17 protein-coding genes are annotated in these 16,770 nt (G+C 52.2%); 11 read left to right on the forward strand and 6 right to left on the reverse strand.

Translation table 11 applies throughout. From position 1 onward, the window contains the following. Positions 1–3 precede the first annotated feature (3 nt). Genes NST23_RS03545 through NST23_RS03555 form a run of 3 tightly spaced genes read left to right on the forward strand, consistent with a single transcriptional unit; the run spans position 4 to position 2,792 of the window. Positions 4–846, forward strand: coding sequence for an ABC transporter permease (locus NST23_RS03545; protein ID WP_122965552.1), 843 nt, complete (start codon positions 4–6; stop codon positions 844–846). After that, entirely contained in the window at positions 843–1,643 is an 801-nt protein-coding gene (locus NST23_RS03550) for an ABC transporter permease (RefSeq protein ID WP_122965551.1), read from the forward strand. Before NST23_RS03545 ends, NST23_RS03550 begins: the two co-directional genes overlap by 4 nt. A gap of 12 nt (positions 1,644–1,655) precedes the next feature. Continuing rightward, complete coding sequence (locus tag NST23_RS03555; protein WP_281869908.1) at positions 1,656–2,792, forward strand: M20 family metallopeptidase; 1,137 nt, start codon at positions 1,656–1,658, stop codon at positions 2,790–2,792. Positions 2,793–2,872: 80 nt separating this feature from the next. On the opposite strand, the gene NST23_RS03560 is transcribed toward NST23_RS03555, so the two are convergent. Then, positions 2,873–4,048, reverse strand: coding sequence for an MFS transporter (locus tag NST23_RS03560; protein WP_309538874.1), 1,176 nt, complete (start codon positions 4,046–4,048; stop codon positions 2,873–2,875). 7 nt (positions 4,049–4,055) lie between these two features. After that, positions 4,056–4,514 carry a MerR family transcriptional regulator gene (locus NST23_RS03565; protein WP_173597846.1) on the reverse strand — a complete coding sequence of 153 codons (459 nt, stop codon included), beginning with the start codon at positions 4,512–4,514 and terminating at the stop codon, positions 4,056–4,058. Positions 4,515–4,722: 208 nt separating this feature from the next. On the opposite strand from NST23_RS03565, the gene NST23_RS03570 reads away from it, so the two are divergent. Continuing rightward, complete coding sequence (locus tag NST23_RS03570) at positions 4,723–5,697, forward strand: aldo/keto reductase (RefSeq protein WP_340963110.1); 975 nt, start codon at positions 4,723–4,725, stop codon at positions 5,695–5,697. Positions 5,698–5,758: 61 nt separating this feature from the next. On the opposite strand, the gene NST23_RS03575 is transcribed toward NST23_RS03570, so the two are convergent. Continuing rightward, positions 5,759–7,258, reverse strand: coding sequence for an IMP dehydrogenase (locus NST23_RS03575; RefSeq protein ID WP_063229548.1), 1,500 nt, complete (start codon positions 7,256–7,258; stop codon positions 5,759–5,761). Between the two features lie 102 nt (positions 7,259–7,360). Between NST23_RS03575 and NST23_RS03580 the strand changes: the two genes are divergently transcribed. After that, positions 7,361–8,155 carry a GNAT family N-acetyltransferase gene (locus NST23_RS03580; RefSeq protein WP_340963112.1) on the forward strand — a complete coding sequence of 265 codons (795 nt, stop codon included), beginning with the start codon at positions 7,361–7,363 and terminating at the stop codon, positions 8,153–8,155. Between the two features lie 72 nt (positions 8,156–8,227). On the opposite strand, the gene NST23_RS03585 is transcribed toward NST23_RS03580, so the two are convergent. Both NST23_RS03585 and NST23_RS03590 read right to left on the reverse strand, forming a co-directional pair. Beyond that, positions 8,228–9,631 (reverse strand): sensor histidine kinase, encoded by a 1,404-nt coding sequence (locus NST23_RS03585; RefSeq protein WP_122965545.1) that lies wholly within the window; start codon positions 9,629–9,631, stop codon positions 8,228–8,230. Next, complete coding sequence (locus NST23_RS03590; protein WP_122965622.1) at positions 9,628–10,329, reverse strand: response regulator transcription factor; 702 nt, start codon at positions 10,327–10,329, stop codon at positions 9,628–9,630. Before NST23_RS03590 ends, NST23_RS03585 begins: the two co-directional genes overlap by 4 nt. Before the next feature lie 173 nt (positions 10,330–10,502). On the opposite strand from NST23_RS03590, the gene NST23_RS03595 reads away from it, so the two are divergent. The 3 genes from NST23_RS03595 (at position 10,503) to NST23_RS03605 (ending at position 12,680) form a co-directional block, all read left to right on the forward strand. Next, positions 10,503–11,567: a DUF3048 domain-containing protein gene (locus NST23_RS03595; protein ID WP_173597850.1), complete on the forward strand. Its 1,065-nt coding sequence runs from the start codon at positions 10,503–10,505 to the stop codon at positions 11,565–11,567. Positions 11,568–11,685: 118 nt separating this feature from the next. Continuing rightward, a complete protein-coding gene (locus tag NST23_RS03600) occupies positions 11,686–11,976 on the forward strand; it encodes a YerC/YecD family TrpR-related protein (RefSeq protein ID WP_063229546.1) in 291 nt (96 codons plus the stop codon). Between the two features lie 17 nt (positions 11,977–11,993). Next, a complete protein-coding gene (locus NST23_RS03605; RefSeq protein WP_287103257.1) occupies positions 11,994–12,680 on the forward strand; it encodes a heptaprenylglyceryl phosphate synthase in 687 nt (228 codons plus the stop codon). Between the two features lie 147 nt (positions 12,681–12,827). On the opposite strand, the gene NST23_RS03610 is transcribed toward NST23_RS03605, so the two are convergent. Then, the gene (locus tag NST23_RS03610) at positions 12,828–13,052 is read right to left on the reverse strand and encodes a hypothetical protein (protein WP_340963114.1); all 225 of its coding nucleotides are present in this window, start codon (positions 13,050–13,052) and stop codon (positions 12,828–12,830) included. A 114-nt stretch (positions 13,053–13,166) separates the two neighbouring features. Here NST23_RS03610 and NST23_RS03615 point away from each other — a divergent pair, with 114 nt between their 5' ends. From NST23_RS03615 to NST23_RS03625, 3 genes are all read left to right on the forward strand, one after another. Then, positions 13,167–13,865, forward strand: a complete 699-nt coding sequence (locus NST23_RS03615; RefSeq protein ID WP_287102815.1) for a hypothetical protein — start codon at positions 13,167–13,169, stop codon at positions 13,863–13,865. A gap of 406 nt (positions 13,866–14,271) precedes the next feature. Then, a complete protein-coding gene (locus NST23_RS03620) occupies positions 14,272–15,435 on the forward strand; it encodes a HesA/MoeB/ThiF family protein (RefSeq protein WP_340963117.1) in 1,164 nt (387 codons plus the stop codon). 27 nt (positions 15,436–15,462) lie between these two features. Further along, positions 15,463–16,701 (forward strand): PqqD family protein, encoded by a 1,239-nt coding sequence (locus tag NST23_RS03625; RefSeq protein ID WP_340963120.1) that lies wholly within the window; start codon positions 15,463–15,465, stop codon positions 16,699–16,701. Positions 16,702–16,770: the final 69 nt, after the last annotated feature.

The following is a 16,770-nucleotide window of genomic DNA, read 5'->3' on the forward strand; positions in this document are numbered from 1 at the left end:
CGGATGAACAAGCGTCTTTCGATCACACTGCTGACGGCACCTGCGATGATTGTTTTGCTCGGGGTGTTTATTTTGCCGATGCTGCTCATGCTTATGCTCAGCTTCCAGGATGAAAACCAGGCTTTCACGCTGCAAAACTACACCTTGTTTGTTCAAGATTCGTTTTATGTGGAAATTCTTTGGCGGACGATTCGCGTCAGTCTGTGGACCGTGCTCGCCACCTTGCTGCTGGGCTTTCCGGTGGCGATGTACATGGCGCAGGCTACAGGAAAAATGCGCGGAATCGTGACGATGCTCATTTTGGCTCCGCATCTCATCAGCGTGGTCATCCGCAACTTCGGTTGGGTAGTCGTGCTGGGAGAGAAGGGCTGGATTAACGAAATGCTGATGAAGCTCGGCTTGATTGAGCAGCCGTTGCGGCTTTTGTACAACGAGCTTGGCGTCGTCATCGGTCTGACCGATTCGTTTATTGCCTACATGGTGCTGGCGATTGCGACCAGCCTGTACGCCATCGATCCGTCCTTGTCCAAGGCAGCTTCGATTTTGGGAGCTTCGCGCATTCGCACGTTCTTTACGGTGACTTTGCCGCTCTGCTTGCCGGGGATCATCGCGGGAACGACTCTGGTTTTCAGCTTGTCGATGAGCGCGTTTGTCACTCCGGCGCTGATGGGCGGAACTTCGGTAAAAGTCATGCCGGTCATTGCGTACGAGCAGATCATGGCGACCTTGAACTGGCCGCTTGGCGCTGCGCTTGCGTTCCTGCTTTTGGGCAGCACGATTTTGCTGGTGACACTGTATACGAAGTTGATCGAAACGAAGCGGTATAAAGAGGTGTTTGCGTCATGAAAAAGATAAATACGTTCGGACTCATCACGTTCTTCGTGCTGCTGCTGGTCAATCTGCCGTTTCTGGTCATCATTCCAAGCTCGTTTACGGCGGCTGGATACTTGGCGTTTCCGCCGGAAGGCTTCTCTTTTCAATGGTACACGATGATTCTGGATCGGCCGGAGTTTGTCGAATCGCTCTGGACGAGTCTCAAACTGGCGACGGTTACCGCTGTTCTGGCGACCGTGCTCGGCACCTTGGCAGCATTCGCGCTGTCCAAGTACAAATTCCGCGGGAGCGGCGTCATCAACGCGCTGATGCTCTCCCCGCTTACCGTGCCTTCGCTGATTATCGGGATTTCCGCTTTGCTGTTTTTTACACGGATCGGTATTGCAGGAACGTTTACAGGGCTGCTCCTGGCGCACATCCTGATTTCCATCCCGTATGTTGTGCGTCTGGTGCTCACAGGACTTAGTACATTTGACTATACGCTGGAAAAGGCAGGGTACATGCTGGGTGCACACCCGCTGCGCGTTTTTTGGGACATCACGCTGCCTTTGCTGCGCCCAGCCATTGTGTCGGGAATGATTTTCTCGTTCCTGACGTCGTTTGACAATGTGACGGTTTCCTTGTTCTTGGTAGCGCCAGATACGACCACGCTTCCGCTTGCGATCTTCACCTACATGCAGGAAACGCTCGATCCGCTGGTGGCTTCAATTTCCGCGGTCGTCATCCTGCTGAGTCTGGTCTTTATCGTATTGCTGGAAAAAGTATACGGACTAGAGCGCCTGTTCGGACTCAATTCACAATCTCATTAAGGAAGAGGCACTATGTCAATCCAGACTTATTTGCAAGACAATTTGAATCACTTTTTGCAACTGCTTGAGGAAGCGGTCAACATGGACTCGCCTTCCCGCGACAAGCAGCTGGGCGACCGGATGGCGGGCTGGTTCGCGCTGCAATTTCAAAGGCTGACAGGCGGCAGGGCGGAACTGATTCCGAATGCGACTTACGGGGATCAGGTGCGCTGCACGTTGGGCGACGGGGAAAAACAAATTCTCATTATCGGTCACTACGATACCGTGTGGCTGGAAGGAGAAGCAGCGCGCAGGCCGTTTTCCATGCAAGATGGCAAAGCGTACGGGCCGGGCGTCTACGATATGAAAGCAGGCGTGTTGCAGGCGATGTTTGCGCTGCGTGCGCTCGTGAAGCTGGATCGCTTGCCAAAAGACAAAAAAATCGTGCTGCTGCTCAACAGCGACGAAGAAATCGGCAGTCCGACTTCCCGCTGGCTCGTGGAGGAGGAAGCTTCCCGCTCGGTTGCGAGCTTCGTGCTGGAGCCGCCGACAGAGCCTGGCGGAGCGCTGAAAACATGGCGCAAGGGAAGTGCGCACTACACGTTGGCTATCCACGGAAAATCGGCTCACGCTGGCGTCGACCATCAAAAAGGCGTATCGGCGATTGAAGAGCTGGCCCGTCAGGTGCAATTTCTGCACTCGCTGACCGACTATGAAAAAGGCACAACGGTCAATGTAGGGATCGTCAAAGGCGGAATCGGCGCAAATGTCGTCGCAGATTACGCCGAGGCAGAGGTAGATATCCGGGTGGTGTCCATGGACGAGGCGCAACGGATTGAAAAAGTCATGCAGGGACGAGAGCCAATGCTTGCGGGTACGAGCATCCACGTGTCAGGCGGCATTCGCCGTCCGCCGATGGAGCGTACCGAGGAAACGGGAGCGTTGTTTTCGCTGGCCCAATCCATCAGTATCAATGAACTAGGGATGCATCTAGAGGAATCAGGCACCGGCGGCGTCAGCGACGGCAATTTTGCGGCGGCTTGCGGAGTTCCCACGTTGGATGGACTTGGTACAAAAGGTGGATTGGCTCATTCGCCGAAGGAATGGATCGAACTGGGTGAAATATCGACTCGCGCTACACTGCTGGCGCGACTGATCGAAGAAGTATAGATAAAAAAGAAAAAGAGGCACCTGACAGCTGCATTCCTTTTGCAGCCGTACAGGTGCCTTTGTTATGCCTGATTGGTTGGTTAGTGGACGTTTGCCAAATGGCGGCGTCCTGCCGACAGAGCGACAATGCTGATCAGTACGACGATGGCTCCGACGTAGAACGGCACCTGAGACGAGTACCACTCGGCGAGCTTTCCGGCAAGCCAAGGGGCGATGGCGCCGCCTACAAAGCGGACGAAGCTGTACGCGGACGAAGCAACCGCGCGTTCCACCGGAGCGACGTCCATGACAACCGTAGTCAAAACGGTATTGATGATCCCCAAAATCGCCCCAGCGACTGCGATCGCGACGACCAGCCCGGTCTGCGAGGAGACGGCGAAGCCCATGTAAGCCAAATCAAGGGCGAGCAACAACAGCATGGTGTACAAGGTCGGGACAGAGCCAAAACGATCGGTCAGCTTGGGAGCGACGATCACGGACGTAATGGCGAGCAAAACTCCCCAGAAAAAGAAGACCAATCCCAAGCTGTGCTCATCCATATGCAGCACAAACGGCGAATAGGCGAGCAGGGTAAAAAATCCGAAGTTGTAGAGCAAGGCAGTTACTGCCATGGTGAACAGTCCAGGGTAGCGCAGGGCGCGAAACGGATCGAGCAGCGAAGTGCGTTTTTTCGGCTTCGGTATTTCGTTCAGGAGGACGAAGACAGCGAGAAAAGCGATCGCCATCAACACCGAAACGCCAAAAAACGGACCGCGCCAGCTAATGCCTCCCAGCAAGCCGCCGAGAAGCGGGCCTACCGACATCCCGAGTCCGATGGCTGCCTCATACAAAACAATCGCAGAAGCTGTGCCTCCGCTGGCCACGCTGACGATGACGGCAAGCGCGGTCGAAATAAAGAATGCGTTTCCCAGTCCCCAGCCAGCGCGGAACCAGACGATCCCGTCGATTGAATTTGCCATGCCGCCCAAAAAAGCAAAGATGATAATAGCGAGCAAACCAAACAGCATGGTGCATTTCGGACCGATGCGGCTGGACAACCATCCGGTGACGAGCATGGTCACCCCGGTCATCAACATGTAACTCGTAAACAACAAAGACACCTGACTTGGCGTTGCTTGCAGCTTGGCAGCGATCGCAGGCAAAATCGGGTCTACCAGGCCGATCCCCATGAAGGCTACGACACAGGCGAATGCCACGGCGTAGGCCGATTTGGGCTGTTTCAAGATCGTGCGTAAAGAATGTGCGTCAGCAGACATAAATGTGTTACCTCCCTGTTGCTTTTGCTTCCAGCTCATTGCGTTTTGTGACGATCCGCGCAAGCTTCTCATCGTAAGATTCCAGCAGCTCTTGCATTCTGGTCAGTTTCCCGTGCAAAATGTCCCGTTGGTTGCCGAGCGTTTCTTCCAAAGTTCTCAGCGTCTCGATTCGCCTGTGCAGCTCCTCGCCTTCCAGCTCGCGGCCCATGTAGTGCTGGTGGTAAAACTCGCGCTGCTCCTCGTATTTGCGTCCCAGCTCCATCATTTCTTTAATCTCGGACAACGAGGCGCCGAGCAAGTCGCGGATGTCTTTTACGTGGACAATTTGTTCGACGTCCGCTTCCGTGTACATGCGATAGCCGCTCTCCGTCCTGCCGGAAGGAGACACCAGGCCAAGCTCCTCGTAATAGCGCAAGGCTCGCTTGGTCAAATTCGTTTTTTTCGCAACCTCTTCAATTCGGTACATCAGTCCATCCCTTTCCGAAACAAGATGATTTTCACGAGTCGTTTCGTCACAACTATAACCTTAACGTAAACGTTATGGTTTTGCAATGTGCAAGTGTGCTCTTATTGTTTGGCGATAGAGGGAAAAACATGAAATCGAGCGGCAAATGCGCGATAATGAAAGAGTCTTGCACAAGCCATTTCAATTATGGAAAGCGAGGTCGACCACCATGAAATATTACCGTTTGGGAAAAAGCGGGCTGAACGTTTCGGCCCTGGGACTGGGAACCAATTCATTTGGAGGGCGTGCTGATGAACGAACATCCTTAGAAATCATTCATACCGCCATCGAGAACGGGATTACGTTCATCGATACGGCGAATATTTACACGCAAACCGAATCGGAGCGCATTATCGGACTGGCGCTGGAAGGGAAGCGGCACGAGGTTGTTTTGGCGACCAAGGCTGGTCTGGTAAAAGGCGAAGGGCCGAATCAGCGCGGCTCGTCGCGTTATCATCTGATGCGGGAGCTGGAAGACAGCTTGAAGCGGCTGCGCACCGATTACGTCGACTTGTACCAGATTCACACGTTTGATCCCGAGACGCCGTTGGAAGAGACGCTGCGGGCGCTCGACGACATGGTTCGCTCCGGAAAAGTGCGCTACATCGGGGCATCGAACTACGCGGCGTGGGAGCTGATGAAAGCGATCGGGATCAGCGAGAAAGCAGGCTTGAACCGCTACGTATCGACGCAAGTCAGCTACTCGCTCGCGGATCGTACGCCGGAGCGGGAGCTGGTGCCGATGTGTCTGGATCAAGGAGTCGGCATCATCCCGTACTTCCCGCTTGCCGGGGGCATTTTGACCGGAAAATATACAAGCGTGGACAAGGCGCCTGCCGGTTCACGCGCTGACAAAGAGCCGCGCTTCGTCCAAAAGCTCAGTGAACAAAACCTGGAGTTCGGGCAGCAGGTGGGCAAGGCTGCGGCTGAGCTGGGCGTATCATCCAGCGTCCTGTCGCTTGCCTGGCTGATGCACAAGCCTGCTGTCTCGACGGTCATTGTGGGCGCGACTCGCGTGGAACAGCTCACGGACAACTTGCAAAGCGCAACGCTTGCGCTGAACGAGGCAACGATGCAAAAGCTCGACCAGTTGAGCGAGCCGTACCGTCATGGGGAGCCGTTTGCGGTGTATCGGTTGGGGTGAAAAATAAGAAAACGACGCGAACCGATCTTCGCGTCGTTTTTCTGCTTTGACTGCAATGCTGTTACTCAGCCGCCATTGTGCTTTCTTTCAAAATGACGTCATGCGCTCCGCCTTCGACCAGGCTGGTAGCGGAAATGAGCGTGATGCGCGCTTTTTGTTGCAGCTCAGGGATGGAGAGGGAGCCGCAGTTGCACATGGTCGACTTGATTTTGCTCAGGGTGCGGTCCATGTTTTCACGCAGGCTTCCCGCGTAAGGAACGTACGAATCTACGCCTTCCTCGAACACGAGCGCGCTTTTGCCGCCCGTGTCATAACGCTGCCAGTTGCGTGCGCGGTTGGAGCCTTCTCCCCAATACTCTTTTACGAAGTTGTTGCCGATTTTCACTTTTTTGGTCGGGCTTTCGTCGAAGCGGGCGAAGTAACGGCCCAGCATGACAAAGTCTGCGCCCATTGCCAGAGCAAGTGTCATATGGTAGTCGTGCACGATGCCGCCGTCCGAGCAGATCGGTACGTAAATGCCTGTTTCCTTGAAGTATTCATCGCGGGCTGCCGCTACTTCGATTACAGCAGAAGCCTGGCCGCGCCCGATTCCTTTTTGCTCGCGCGTGATGCAGATGGAGCCGCCGCCAATCCCTACTTTGACGAAGTCTGCGCCTGCTTCGACGAGGTAGCGGAAACCTTCCTTGTCGACAACGTTTCCGGCGCCGATTGGCACGTTGAAGTTTTCTTTTACAAATTGCACAGTATCGCGCTGCCATTCGCTGAAGCCGTCCGAAGAGTCGATGACGAGAATGTCAACGCCCGCTTCTACCAGCGCAGGAACGCGCTCCTGATAGTCTTTGGTGTTGATACCCGCGCCTACGATATAGCTTTTGTTGGCATCGAGCAGCGACAGCGGGTTGTTTTTGCGGGAATCGTAGTCTTTGCGGAATACGAGGAAGTCCAGGTTTTGGTTTTCATCCACGATTGGGAGGCAGTTGAGCTTGTGCTCCCAGATCAGGTCGTTTGCTTCCGACAGCGTGATTCCGGATTTGCCGTAGATCAGGGAGGAGAACGGCGTCATGATATCGCGCACAAGCTTGTCCTGCGAGTCGCGGCTGACACGGTAGTCGCGTCCGGTGACGATTCCGAGCAGCTTGCCTTTGGCGGAGCCATCTTCGGTAACCGCAACGGTGGAGTGGCCTGTCTGTTCTTTCAGCGCCAAAATATCTTTTAATGTATGTTCTGGCGTCAGATTGGAGCGGCTGACAACGAAGCCTGCCTTGTGGTTTTTCGCTTTGCGAACCATGGTCGCTTGGCTTTCGATCGATTGGGAGCCAAAAATAAAGGAAATACCGCCACATCTAGCCAATGCGACCGCCATATGATGGTCGGAAACTGCTTGCATGACTGCGGATGAGAACGGTATGTTGAGTGTAATAGCTGGCTTTTCACCTTTTTTAAACTTGGTAATCGGAGTGGATAAGTCCACATTGTTTGGTGTGCATTCTTTCGTGGTGAGATTCGGAAGCAGCAAAAACTCGTTAAACGTCCGAGATGGTTCTGTGTAATAAAAAGCCACAATTCTCTCCTCCTGTATGATCTTTATAAGAGAAATTTTTATCATGGTAACCGCCAGGCGTTAGAACGTCAATAGGGAATCGAAAGAAGGGGTGTTTTCGCAGTGATTTTGCCGCTGAAATATGAACAAATAAGTTCGCTTACGCCAATTGCCTTGGAGCAATCGTATATTTTTTATGGAAATGTGCATCTTCGCCCGGAGCGCAGCGTGTTTGCAGCGGACGTGGGGGATGGTGAGGTGCGGGCAGTTGGCGCTTACTTGCAGGGAATGCCCTTCCATGCTTTTTCCTTGCAGCTTTTGGCCGCAGAGGGGGAGTACGATGCGACTGACATGCTGAACTATTTTCGCCAGCAGCCGTCTGTCGATATGCCGGAAGGACAGACGGGCGTGTTTGGCTTGCCGCAAGCGGCTTTTGAGCGGGTGAAAATTCCCGGCATCCGGGCGCAAAGGACGTTGCAGCTAATGAAGCTGGTCGCGCCTGACAGGCTGCTTGCGCCGGGAGGTTCCCGTTTGCTTGCTCCTTCAGAGGGGCAGCTTGCTGTCGCGCTGGCCGGGCAGGTTGGCATGATCAGCTTTCGTGCCGAGGAAGTGGAAGAAATGCCGCATATCGCGCTTTTTTCCGAACAGGACGAGCCAATGGCTTTGGCTGGCTTTCACGTCTACGACGATGCTTTTGTGGAGATCGGGAACATCGGCACCAGCGAAAAGCATCGGAAAAAAGGCTTGGGAACACAGATCGCCTCAGACATTAGCCGAATGGGGCTGGAAAAGTCGCCAAACGTCTACTTGATGGTGTTTGCCGATAATCCCGCTGCGATTCGCGTCTATGAAAAGCTGGGCTACGAGACGGTGTCCCGCTACGCCTTTATTGAATTTGAATTTGAATTTGCCTGGTAAACGAAGTGAAAAGGAACGGCTCGACCGCGATCGTGAGGATCGGGCAAGCCGCTCTTGTTGACGTGGAAGTAGTCAGCCTTTGAACGAAACGGGAACAGTCATGGTGAAGCACGGTCCGCCTGCATCATTGCGAGCGATAATCGTCCCTTTGTGCGCTTCAAAAACGGCGCGGGCGATAGCCAGTCCGAGGCCGTGCTTGCCGGATTTGCCTTTGCGGAAGCGCTGGAACAGATGAGGGAGCAGCGATTCTTCGATGGGTGGACCATCATTGGAAATGCTGATCACTACGTTTTGCCCCAGCTGGCGTCCGGTAATGGTCAGACGGTTTTTCGCATAGCGGAGCTGGTTTTCCATGATGTTGACGAACGCCGTGCTCAATTGCTCGCCGTCGCCTTCCACAATCAAATCAGACGGTACATTGACTTCCCATTCGACTTGCGGATTCAGGACGGCAAGCCGTTGCCGCAGCAGGTGCATCATTTCCGACAGATCGACTTGTCCCACCTGCATCATTTGCGCCACAGATTCAATCTTGGTCAAATAGAGCAGTTGTCCGACGACCTTTTCCAGCCGCTTGCTCTCTTCCATGATGATCGCCAGCCCTTTTTCCGCTTGCGGCCCCTGAAAGACCCCTTCAATCAAGCCCTGGGTGTAGCCCTGGATCGCCATAATCGGCGTTTTCAGCTCATGGGAGATGTTTTGCACAAAATGACGTTGCGATTCGTCGTATTCCTTCAATTGATTTTTCATCGTGTCAAAAGAGCGGGCCAACTGGCCGATCTCGTCTCCGCGGTCCATCACGAGCGGAATGTCAAACTGGCGGCGGGCAATCTTGTTGCACAGCTCGTCCAGGCTGCGCAGCGGTTTGCTCAAGTAGCCGCTGAACCAGACGGCGAGCAGCCAGCTAACGAGCAGAAGCAGGCTGAACACGAGCAAAAACTGGCGGGTGAGAATCGCATTGATCTGATTCAGCTCCTGTTCCTTGGAGAACAGCACCATGTAGTAAGGAAAGCCGTGGTAGTCCATGCGCTTGCTGACGAACAGGTAGTTTTCGTCGCCGCGACTCAACGTGCCGTGCTGCAACTGGTCGTTCGGATGCGCGGCTGCCTTGATAAACAATTCGCGCGCTTCCTCATACGGAATCCGCCCACTGCTGCTGCGGCTGCCCAGCTCCCGCCCGTTTTCTGCGTAGACGATCATGTCAAACGAGTATTCGTAGCGGGAGAGGAGCAGTTGCAAAAAGTAAGGGGCTGCAGCCGGAACAGGCAGCAGTTCGTTGTCTTCATTGAAGGAAATATGCTTGGACAGCGTGTTGAACTCGTCCTCCAGCAAGGCGTACGTATTGGAAACGAGGTATTGCTTGACCGCCAAAGGATAGCCGATCCCGAGGCCGACGCCCAGCACGCTTGTCAGCAGCATGAACAAAATGAGAATTTGCCGGGAGAGCGGCAAGTTTTTCAGGCGAAATTTGCTCATATGCGCGTCATCCGGTAACCGAAGCCATAGACGGTTTCCAGCGGGAATTTCGCCATCTTTTTGCGGATGCGCTTCACGAGATCATCTACAGCGCGGTCGGAGCCGATGTAGTCCTCGCCCCAGATGGAGGTCAGGATTTGCTCGCGGTTCAGAGCCAGCCCCTGATTGTGCAAAAGGTAGATGATCAGCTCAAATTCTTTGGTCGTCAGATCGATCAATTCGTCTCCTTCTTTTACTTGCCGGCCTTTTTCTGAGATCATATAAGGGCCAACCGTTACCCAATCCTGGAAAGTTTGCGCGGAAGCTGCGGCAGCACCAGGCTTTTCATACGTGCGCTGCAAAAGCTTTTTCGCGCGGATGACCAGCTCGCGGGGCAAAAACGGCTTGGCGAGATAATCGTCGCTGCCCAGCTCCAGTCCAATGATTTTATCGACATCTTGGTCGCGGGCGGAAATGAAAATGATCGGTACATTCGATTTTTCCCGAATGAGTCGCAGCAGCTCGTAGCCGTCGATATCTGGCATCATGATGTCCAAAATCCATAGATGCGGCTGTGTTTCTTCATCTAGCAACGGCAGCACTTCGGCACCGCTGGAAAACGCCTTGACCTGCAATCCGGCGCTTTGCAAGTACGATTGCAGCAAATCCAGGAGGTTGGTTTCATCGTCCACCAGATAGACAAGGTAGGGGGTATTCATGGTTTCGCCCTCGCTTTGCATCTGTTTTCCATTATTGTAGCATAGCCAAAAACGCGATGTGTGGCATGTCCGTATGAGAATCGTGGAAAACGTGTGGAAGCAGGAATCCCCTCCGCTCTCACGAAAAAGAAGTAGGGAAAAAAAGGCATCAACAGATGGAAAGGAGCGATTTTGTGAAACGACATACGAAGACGTCACTCATGCTACTATCCCTGCTGCTATTCGTTACGGCGTGCAGCCCGCAGCCGGTTGACACACAGCCGACACCGGCTCCAGAACAGCCGACCGCTCCTATCGTGCAAAATCCACCGGAGACGAATCAACCGATCCAGTACCCGTATAAAGCGCCGTTGACGGGACTTGGCAGCCAGGAACGACTGGACAGCAAGCGCCCGGTCATGGTCATGGTGAACAACGCGCCGCCAGCCCGGCCACAGACGGGACTGAACAAGGCGGACATTATTTACGAAGTGCTGGCAGAAGGCGAGATGACGCGTTTTCTGACGGTATACCAGAGTCAAAAGCCGGAGGTCGTCGGGCCAGTGCGCAGCATTCGCCCTTATTTCATTCAATTGGGCATCGGCTTCGACGCTGTGCTTGTCCATGCTGGCGGCAGTCAGGAGGCGCTGGAGACATTGGCGCGGTCCGACTACAGCCATCTGGATGAAATCCCGAACGGGCGCTATTTCTGGCGGGAGAGCTTCCGCAAAATGCCGCATAACCTTTACACCAAGCCAGAGCTGATCGAGCAGGCTATGGCAGACAAAAAAATGCGGACAACCGCAGAAGTGCCGCATTTCACTTTCTTGGCGGATGACGCCGAGATCAAGGAAGGCGAGCCTGCGACGCAAATTGATCTGACTTTTCACGCGCTGAACAAGGCTGCTTTTACATACGATGCCGAGCAGAAGAAGTACATGCGGTTCACAGCTGGCAAACCGCACGTCGATTTGAGCGACAACAAGCAGCTCTCCGCGACCAATTTGCTGGTTATTTCGACCAAGCATCGTGTATTGGACAGCGAAGGTCGCCGACAGGTCGATGTGATCGGCCCTGGAGACGGTTATTTGTTCCAGCAGGGCAAGGCGCGCAAAATCAAGTGGAAGCGCAGCAACGGCGTGATTCGCGCCTACGAGGATGCGGCTTTGACGGAAGAAGCGCCGCTTTTGCCAGGAAATACATGGGTGGAAATTCTTCCGAATACCCCGGGTCTGTCGCAATCCTTGAAGTTCCACTAGGGATTGGGGCTTGCGGATGAAGGCGGTTTCTTCTAAGATTAATTGTAGGGCTTTAGTGCTTAAAAATTGTACAGTGAGAAACCGTTCGGAAGACGGATACCATAACGGGGTGACGAAAATGCAACTGGAAAAACTGAAGGGAAAAGGGATCGAGCAGCTGTTTGAAGCGGTTCTGTCTCTGGAAACCATGGAAGAATGCTATCAATTTTTTGACGATCTGTGCACCGTAAACGAAATGCAGTCGCTCGCGCAGCGCCTGGAAGTGGCGCGCATGCTCAGAAAAGGCTTTACCTACAATCAGATTGAAGCTGAGACAGGGGCCAGCACAGCAACTATTTCCCGTGTGAAGCGTTGCCTGAACTACGGCAACGACGGATACGAGATGGCGCTGGAGCGCATCGGAAAATAACTAGGAGGCAGGCAACGTTGATTGACTATCGCAGTTGGCGCCATACGTTTAAACTGGACCCGGATAAAACAATCGATGACGATTCGCTGGAGTTGATCTGCGAGTCAGGCACGGATGCGATTATCGTTGGAGGCACGTATGGGGTGACTTTTGACAATACGCTTGAGCTGATGTCCCGCATTCGCCGCTACGCAGTACCGGCCGTGCTGGAAATTTCGTCGCTCGATGCGGTTGTTCCCGGATTCGATTCCTATCTGATCCCGCTCGTGCTGAATGCAGGCGATCCAAACTGGATGTTCGCCCCGCACGTTTCGGGACTCAAAACGTACGGAGCCTACATTCATTGGGATGAGATTATTACGGAAGGCTACCTGATCGCCAATCCGCAAGCCGGCGTCGCCGAGCTGACTTCTGCCCTGCCGATCACAGACGCAGCAGAAGCCAAAGCGTATGCGCAAGTCGCGACCAAAATCTGCCGCTTGCCCATCGTCTATCTGGAGTACAGCGGTACATACGGCGATCCTTCCATCGTCAAAGCTTGCAAGGCAGGGGCCGACGAAGCGCACGTCTTCTACGGCGGCGGCATCCGCACCCCGCAGCAAGCCGCTGAAATGGCGGCAATCGCCGATACAGTCGTCGTTGGCAACGTAATTTACGATGACTTGCAGGCTGCTTTGGCTACGGTTGGGGCTGTAAAAGCGTAAATAGAGCGACCACCCCAACTGTTTAGATGGGGTGAATTGTAAATGAATGAGGAAACCACTACTTGGTAAAAAGCGGGGATCTCCCTGACTTAGCCTGGTAGTGGTTTTTTATTTTTGTACGCAAAACAAAGGAGGTGCTTTTTACTATTATTTCATGTTTTTGTTTTTCAATAAAATAAAAACGATGAGAAATGCTTGTAAAATCAACACTCCCATTAACAGATAATTGGTCGTCGTTAACGTTCCATTCAAAGCAGCAAGTTCTCCCTTTACTTCAAGTAGCGAACTGCTGGTCTTGTCTCCTGACTCTCGGATACTCGCTGAAAAGTCATTGAAATATTGATGAAGTTCCGTAAAATCAATTTTTTCCATAAAAAGTCACCCTTTTACATTTTTGTTATTAATAGCGAAAATTCATTGACTCATCACATTGCGGATTATACTATATAATTAAAAAATAGTAAAATTCTGGGATAGTGTTGTTTTGTGAAAATCTTTGGTATTAAGTCGTTGTTCGCAAGTGTACTATGTGGGGCGGTATTATTGTCTGCCTCTGGATTGTCAATGACCCATGCGGCAGAAAGCATCCAGGAAGTTCCGCTAAAATTGACTACTGTGGAGATTCAACTTACTCCTGATGTGGAAATGGTCCGTAGCGAAACAGAGGACACGGCAACCGTCGAAATAATTGACAAGAGAAGTGGTGAGGTAACAGCTACATATTCGGAGACTATCGAAGAAGTTTTACCTGCCGTGATTGGTAAAGGGATTAACGCTCTTGCCTCTGGAGAATATACGACCGTAACTGTTAAAAAAGACAAAAAAGATGGTCCGGTAAATACAGAATTATCCGCGAAGCTGAAAGTCTATACGTCTGGTTCCTTTAGACAAATTAATTCGATTGAAAGCAAAAATATGAAGATCACAAATTCCAACTCTGCTACTTTGGAAGATAAAGATATTGTCGCAATCTCAACTTCTGATAAATTCCCTACTCAAGAAATCGAAGTGAGTGGCAGTGCAACCATTACGTATAAGAGCACAAATTCTGCAAGTGCAACAGGAGCTTTCAGTGTGTCGGCATTAACTGCAGCAGGTTTTGAGGTATCTTATACCGGATCGAAAGAATGGGAATATTACGCTCGTAAAGCTATCGATATGGGACTTCGCTACAAAGTTAAATAAAAGATGGAAAAAGCTCCACGAAAAGCGCAAGTATCTTAGGGCAGTGCGGCCTGATACGTGCGCTTTTTATTCTTAGAGAGAACATAGGTTGATTTTGAAAGCTGGTTTTAAAAATGGTAAAATTCAACTATTTTTCTCTTTAGCACCAAGTATAAAAATACCATTTATAGATTTTTTTTGAAAAAATTTATAGATTTTTCTAACTCTTCAAAATATAATCTAATTGTCGGTATTTTCTTACATAGAGAGGAGGAACTGAATTATGAAAATCCAAGCGAAAAAGGTAGAGAGCGTTCGCACAACTGCAGTAGCAGCTTAATCACAATGCATTGGGGGGATAGCACTCGGGCTATTCCCTTTTTTCATCTTACTTAATTAAGCGCGCTTATCCCGGAGGTGTTTTTATATGGTACGTCGACCTTTGTTCAAACCGGTGCATCCTGTCTATGAAGTGACAGAACAGACGATTCGCATGGGAGATGCTCCCGGGTATTCCGTCGAGCTGGATGACGAGAACAAAGCGATACGCAAGATGGTCAAGCTGATGGACGGAACGCGCACGATTGAAGATATACATAGCGCTTTGCTTGGCGAATATCCTGAGCTTACTCGCGAGGAGATAGCGGAAGCAGTAGAAGACCTCGGAGGCCTGGGCTTTATTATGGACCAGGCGGCGGAGGAAGCTTCTGGCCTGACGCTGGCGCAAAAAGAGCGATACAAGGCGAACATCCGCTTTTTCTCGCTGTTTACCAACCTGGAACAAAGTCCGAGTTATGTACAGGAGCAACTGAGCGGAAAAAAAGTGACCATCCTCGGCATGGGCGCTTTCGGCTCAACGGTGCTCGCCAATCTGGTCGGAGTGGGAATCGAGCAGATCAAACTTGTTGATTTTGACAGGGTAGAGCTGAACAACCTGAACCGCCAGATGTTGTTCAATGAGGCAGATGTCGGCCGTCTGAAAGTGGAGGCAGCGCGGGATTTCATCGCCAGACTGCATTCAGGGGTGGCAATCGAAACCGAGACGATGCAAATCGGGTCCAGTGCAGATGTGGAGCAGGTCATCGCCGGGAGCGATCTCGTCGTACTGGCAGCCGATCAGCCATTTTTCGTCTTGCCAAGATGGGTGAACCGGGCTTGCGTCAATCTGGGCATCCCGTATATTGCCGGGGGCTTTAATTTGATCGAAGGGCAGTTTTTCTTGGTCGATCCAGGGAAAACGGGATGCCTGGACTGCATGCATTTGCACCGCTCCGAACAGGTGGAAGATTACGTACGGCTGATTGAAAACTTGCTCAACACCGAGTTCAGGCCGCCTACTGCTACGATCGCGCCGAATACGATGATGATTACCGCCATGATGGCTTCGGATGCCGTCCGGTTTTTGACGGGAATCGCGCCTGTGCAATCGGCAGGAAAACTGCTGTTGTTTGATTTCAACACATTGGAAAAGAAAGTGTTCGTCGAATGGGAGCGCAACGAGCAAGCGTGCCCGACTTGCGGAAAAGGCAACGGCGAGGAGCCGATTTTTCAGGTCAGGGCAAACGAAGTGTACGTGAATGTGAGGCATTGATCCGGAAGAGAGGGAGGGGATTTTGGCGTGAAGATGACAGGCGACAGTGTCCTCAAAATGCATCCGCTTGCGCGCCGGGCGGAAAACGAAGAGGAGATGCTGATCGGGCGAACCGATATCAGCAATTTTATTGTACTCCCGGTTATTGGCGTGGAAATCATCGATTTGCTTGATGAAGGCAAAACCGTAAACGAAGTCGCTACGATCATGGAAGAACGGCTGGGCGAGCCTGTGGACGTGCTTGACTTTGCCAACGATCTCGCAGCTTCCTACCAGTTTGTCCATACGGTAGACGGCGAGGTGGTGAACGAGCCGGTTGCTGTTGTCGACCACTTTTCGTGGATCAAGGAAGCGACGGGACAGTTTTTCTTTAACCGTGTGGCCTTTTGCCTGTATGGTTGTGTATTTTTGGTCGGGGTGTTGCTGTGCGCCTTCACAGGCAAGTACATTCCGGTCTACTCCGACATTTTTGTCTCTACTTCCGTAACCGTTTCTGTGCTGGCTTCGTTTGTGACGATCTGGATGTTTTTGTTCTTTCATGAGCTGGCGCATTTGCTGGCAGCGCGGTCGCTTTCCATCGGCAGTCGCATCGGGCTGGGGCATCGGCTTGTCTTTGCCGTAGCGGAGACGAACATGTCCAATATCGTTCTGGTAGAGCCGGGGCGTCGTTACAAAGCGTTTGTGGCCGGAATGGCGTGGGACGCGACATTTTGGGGGATCGGCGTGATCCTGCTTTTCGCCCATGACGCTGGCTGGGTGAGTCTCTTGCCTTTTATCCAGGCATTTATCCGCATGGTTAACGTGATTTTGCTCATGGCGCTGGCGTTTCAGTTCATGGTGTTCATGCAAACGGATGTGTACTACATGCTCGCCACCCGTTTTCGCTGCGCCAATCTGCTGATGAATACGCGACTTTTTCTGAAAAGCAAAATCCGGTCGTTGACGCAGGAAGAGCAAGAGGAATGGGAGTATGTCTCCTTGCATGAAAAACAGGTCATCCGTTGGTACAGTTGGGTGTATTTGATCGGTTCCGTCTGGGCGATCTGGTTTTTTGTCCAGTACCAGCTGCGCATGGCGATTGATTTTATTGCGAAGATCGCCGATGAGATGCGTCACGCTTCCGTCGCTTCGTGGCAGTTTTGGGACGGCATCCTGTTGATTATGCTCGTGTTGGTTCCATTCTTCATCGTAGGCTGGTCGTGGCTTCGCGCCTATCGACAAAGAAAAAGCGAACGGGAGCGGGCCAAATCCTTGCAGGAGGCGTAAACAAACGTCTCTCCTTCGGCAAGGGGCCTGCTCCACACATTCGCTTTTGACAGGAGTGTAAAGAAACGC

Origin of the sequence: Brevibacillus sp. FSL K6-0770 (genome assembly GCF_038000275.1) — a bacterium.
GTDB lineage: Bacteria > Bacillota > Bacilli > Brevibacillales > Brevibacillaceae > Brevibacillus > Brevibacillus parabrevis.

Coding starts and splice junctions, on each gene's coding strand:
- NST23_RS03545 (WP_122965552.1), top strand. CDS start 4: ATGAACAAGCGTCTTTCGATCACACTGCTGACGGCACCTGCGATGATT.
- NST23_RS03550 (WP_122965551.1), top strand. CDS start 843: ATGAAAAAGATAAATACGTTCGGACTCATCACGTTCTTCGTGCTGCTG.
- NST23_RS03555 (WP_281869908.1), top strand. CDS start 1,656: ATGTCAATCCAGACTTATTTGCAAGACAATTTGAATCACTTTTTGCAA.
- NST23_RS03560 (WP_309538874.1), bottom strand. CDS start 4,048: ATGTCTGCTGACGCACATTCTTTACGCACGATCTTGAAACAGCCCAAA.
- NST23_RS03565 (WP_173597846.1), bottom strand. CDS start 4,514: ATGTACCGAATTGAAGAGGTTGCGAAAAAAACGAATTTGACCAAGCGA.
- NST23_RS03570 (WP_340963110.1), top strand. CDS start 4,723: ATGAAATATTACCGTTTGGGAAAAAGCGGGCTGAACGTTTCGGCCCTG.
- NST23_RS03585 (WP_122965545.1), bottom strand. CDS start 9,631: ATGAGCAAATTTCGCCTGAAAAACTTGCCGCTCTCCCGGCAAATTCTC.
- NST23_RS03590 (WP_122965622.1), bottom strand. CDS start 10,329: ATGAATACCCCCTACCTTGTCTATCTGGTGGACGATGAAACCAACCTC.
- NST23_RS03600 (WP_063229546.1), top strand. CDS start 11,686: ATGCAACTGGAAAAACTGAAGGGAAAAGGGATCGAGCAGCTGTTTGAA.
- NST23_RS03610 (WP_340963114.1), bottom strand. CDS start 13,052: ATGGAAAAAATTGATTTTACGGAACTTCATCAATATTTCAATGACTTT.
- NST23_RS03620 (WP_340963117.1), top strand. CDS start 14,272: ATGGTACGTCGACCTTTGTTCAAACCGGTGCATCCTGTCTATGAAGTG.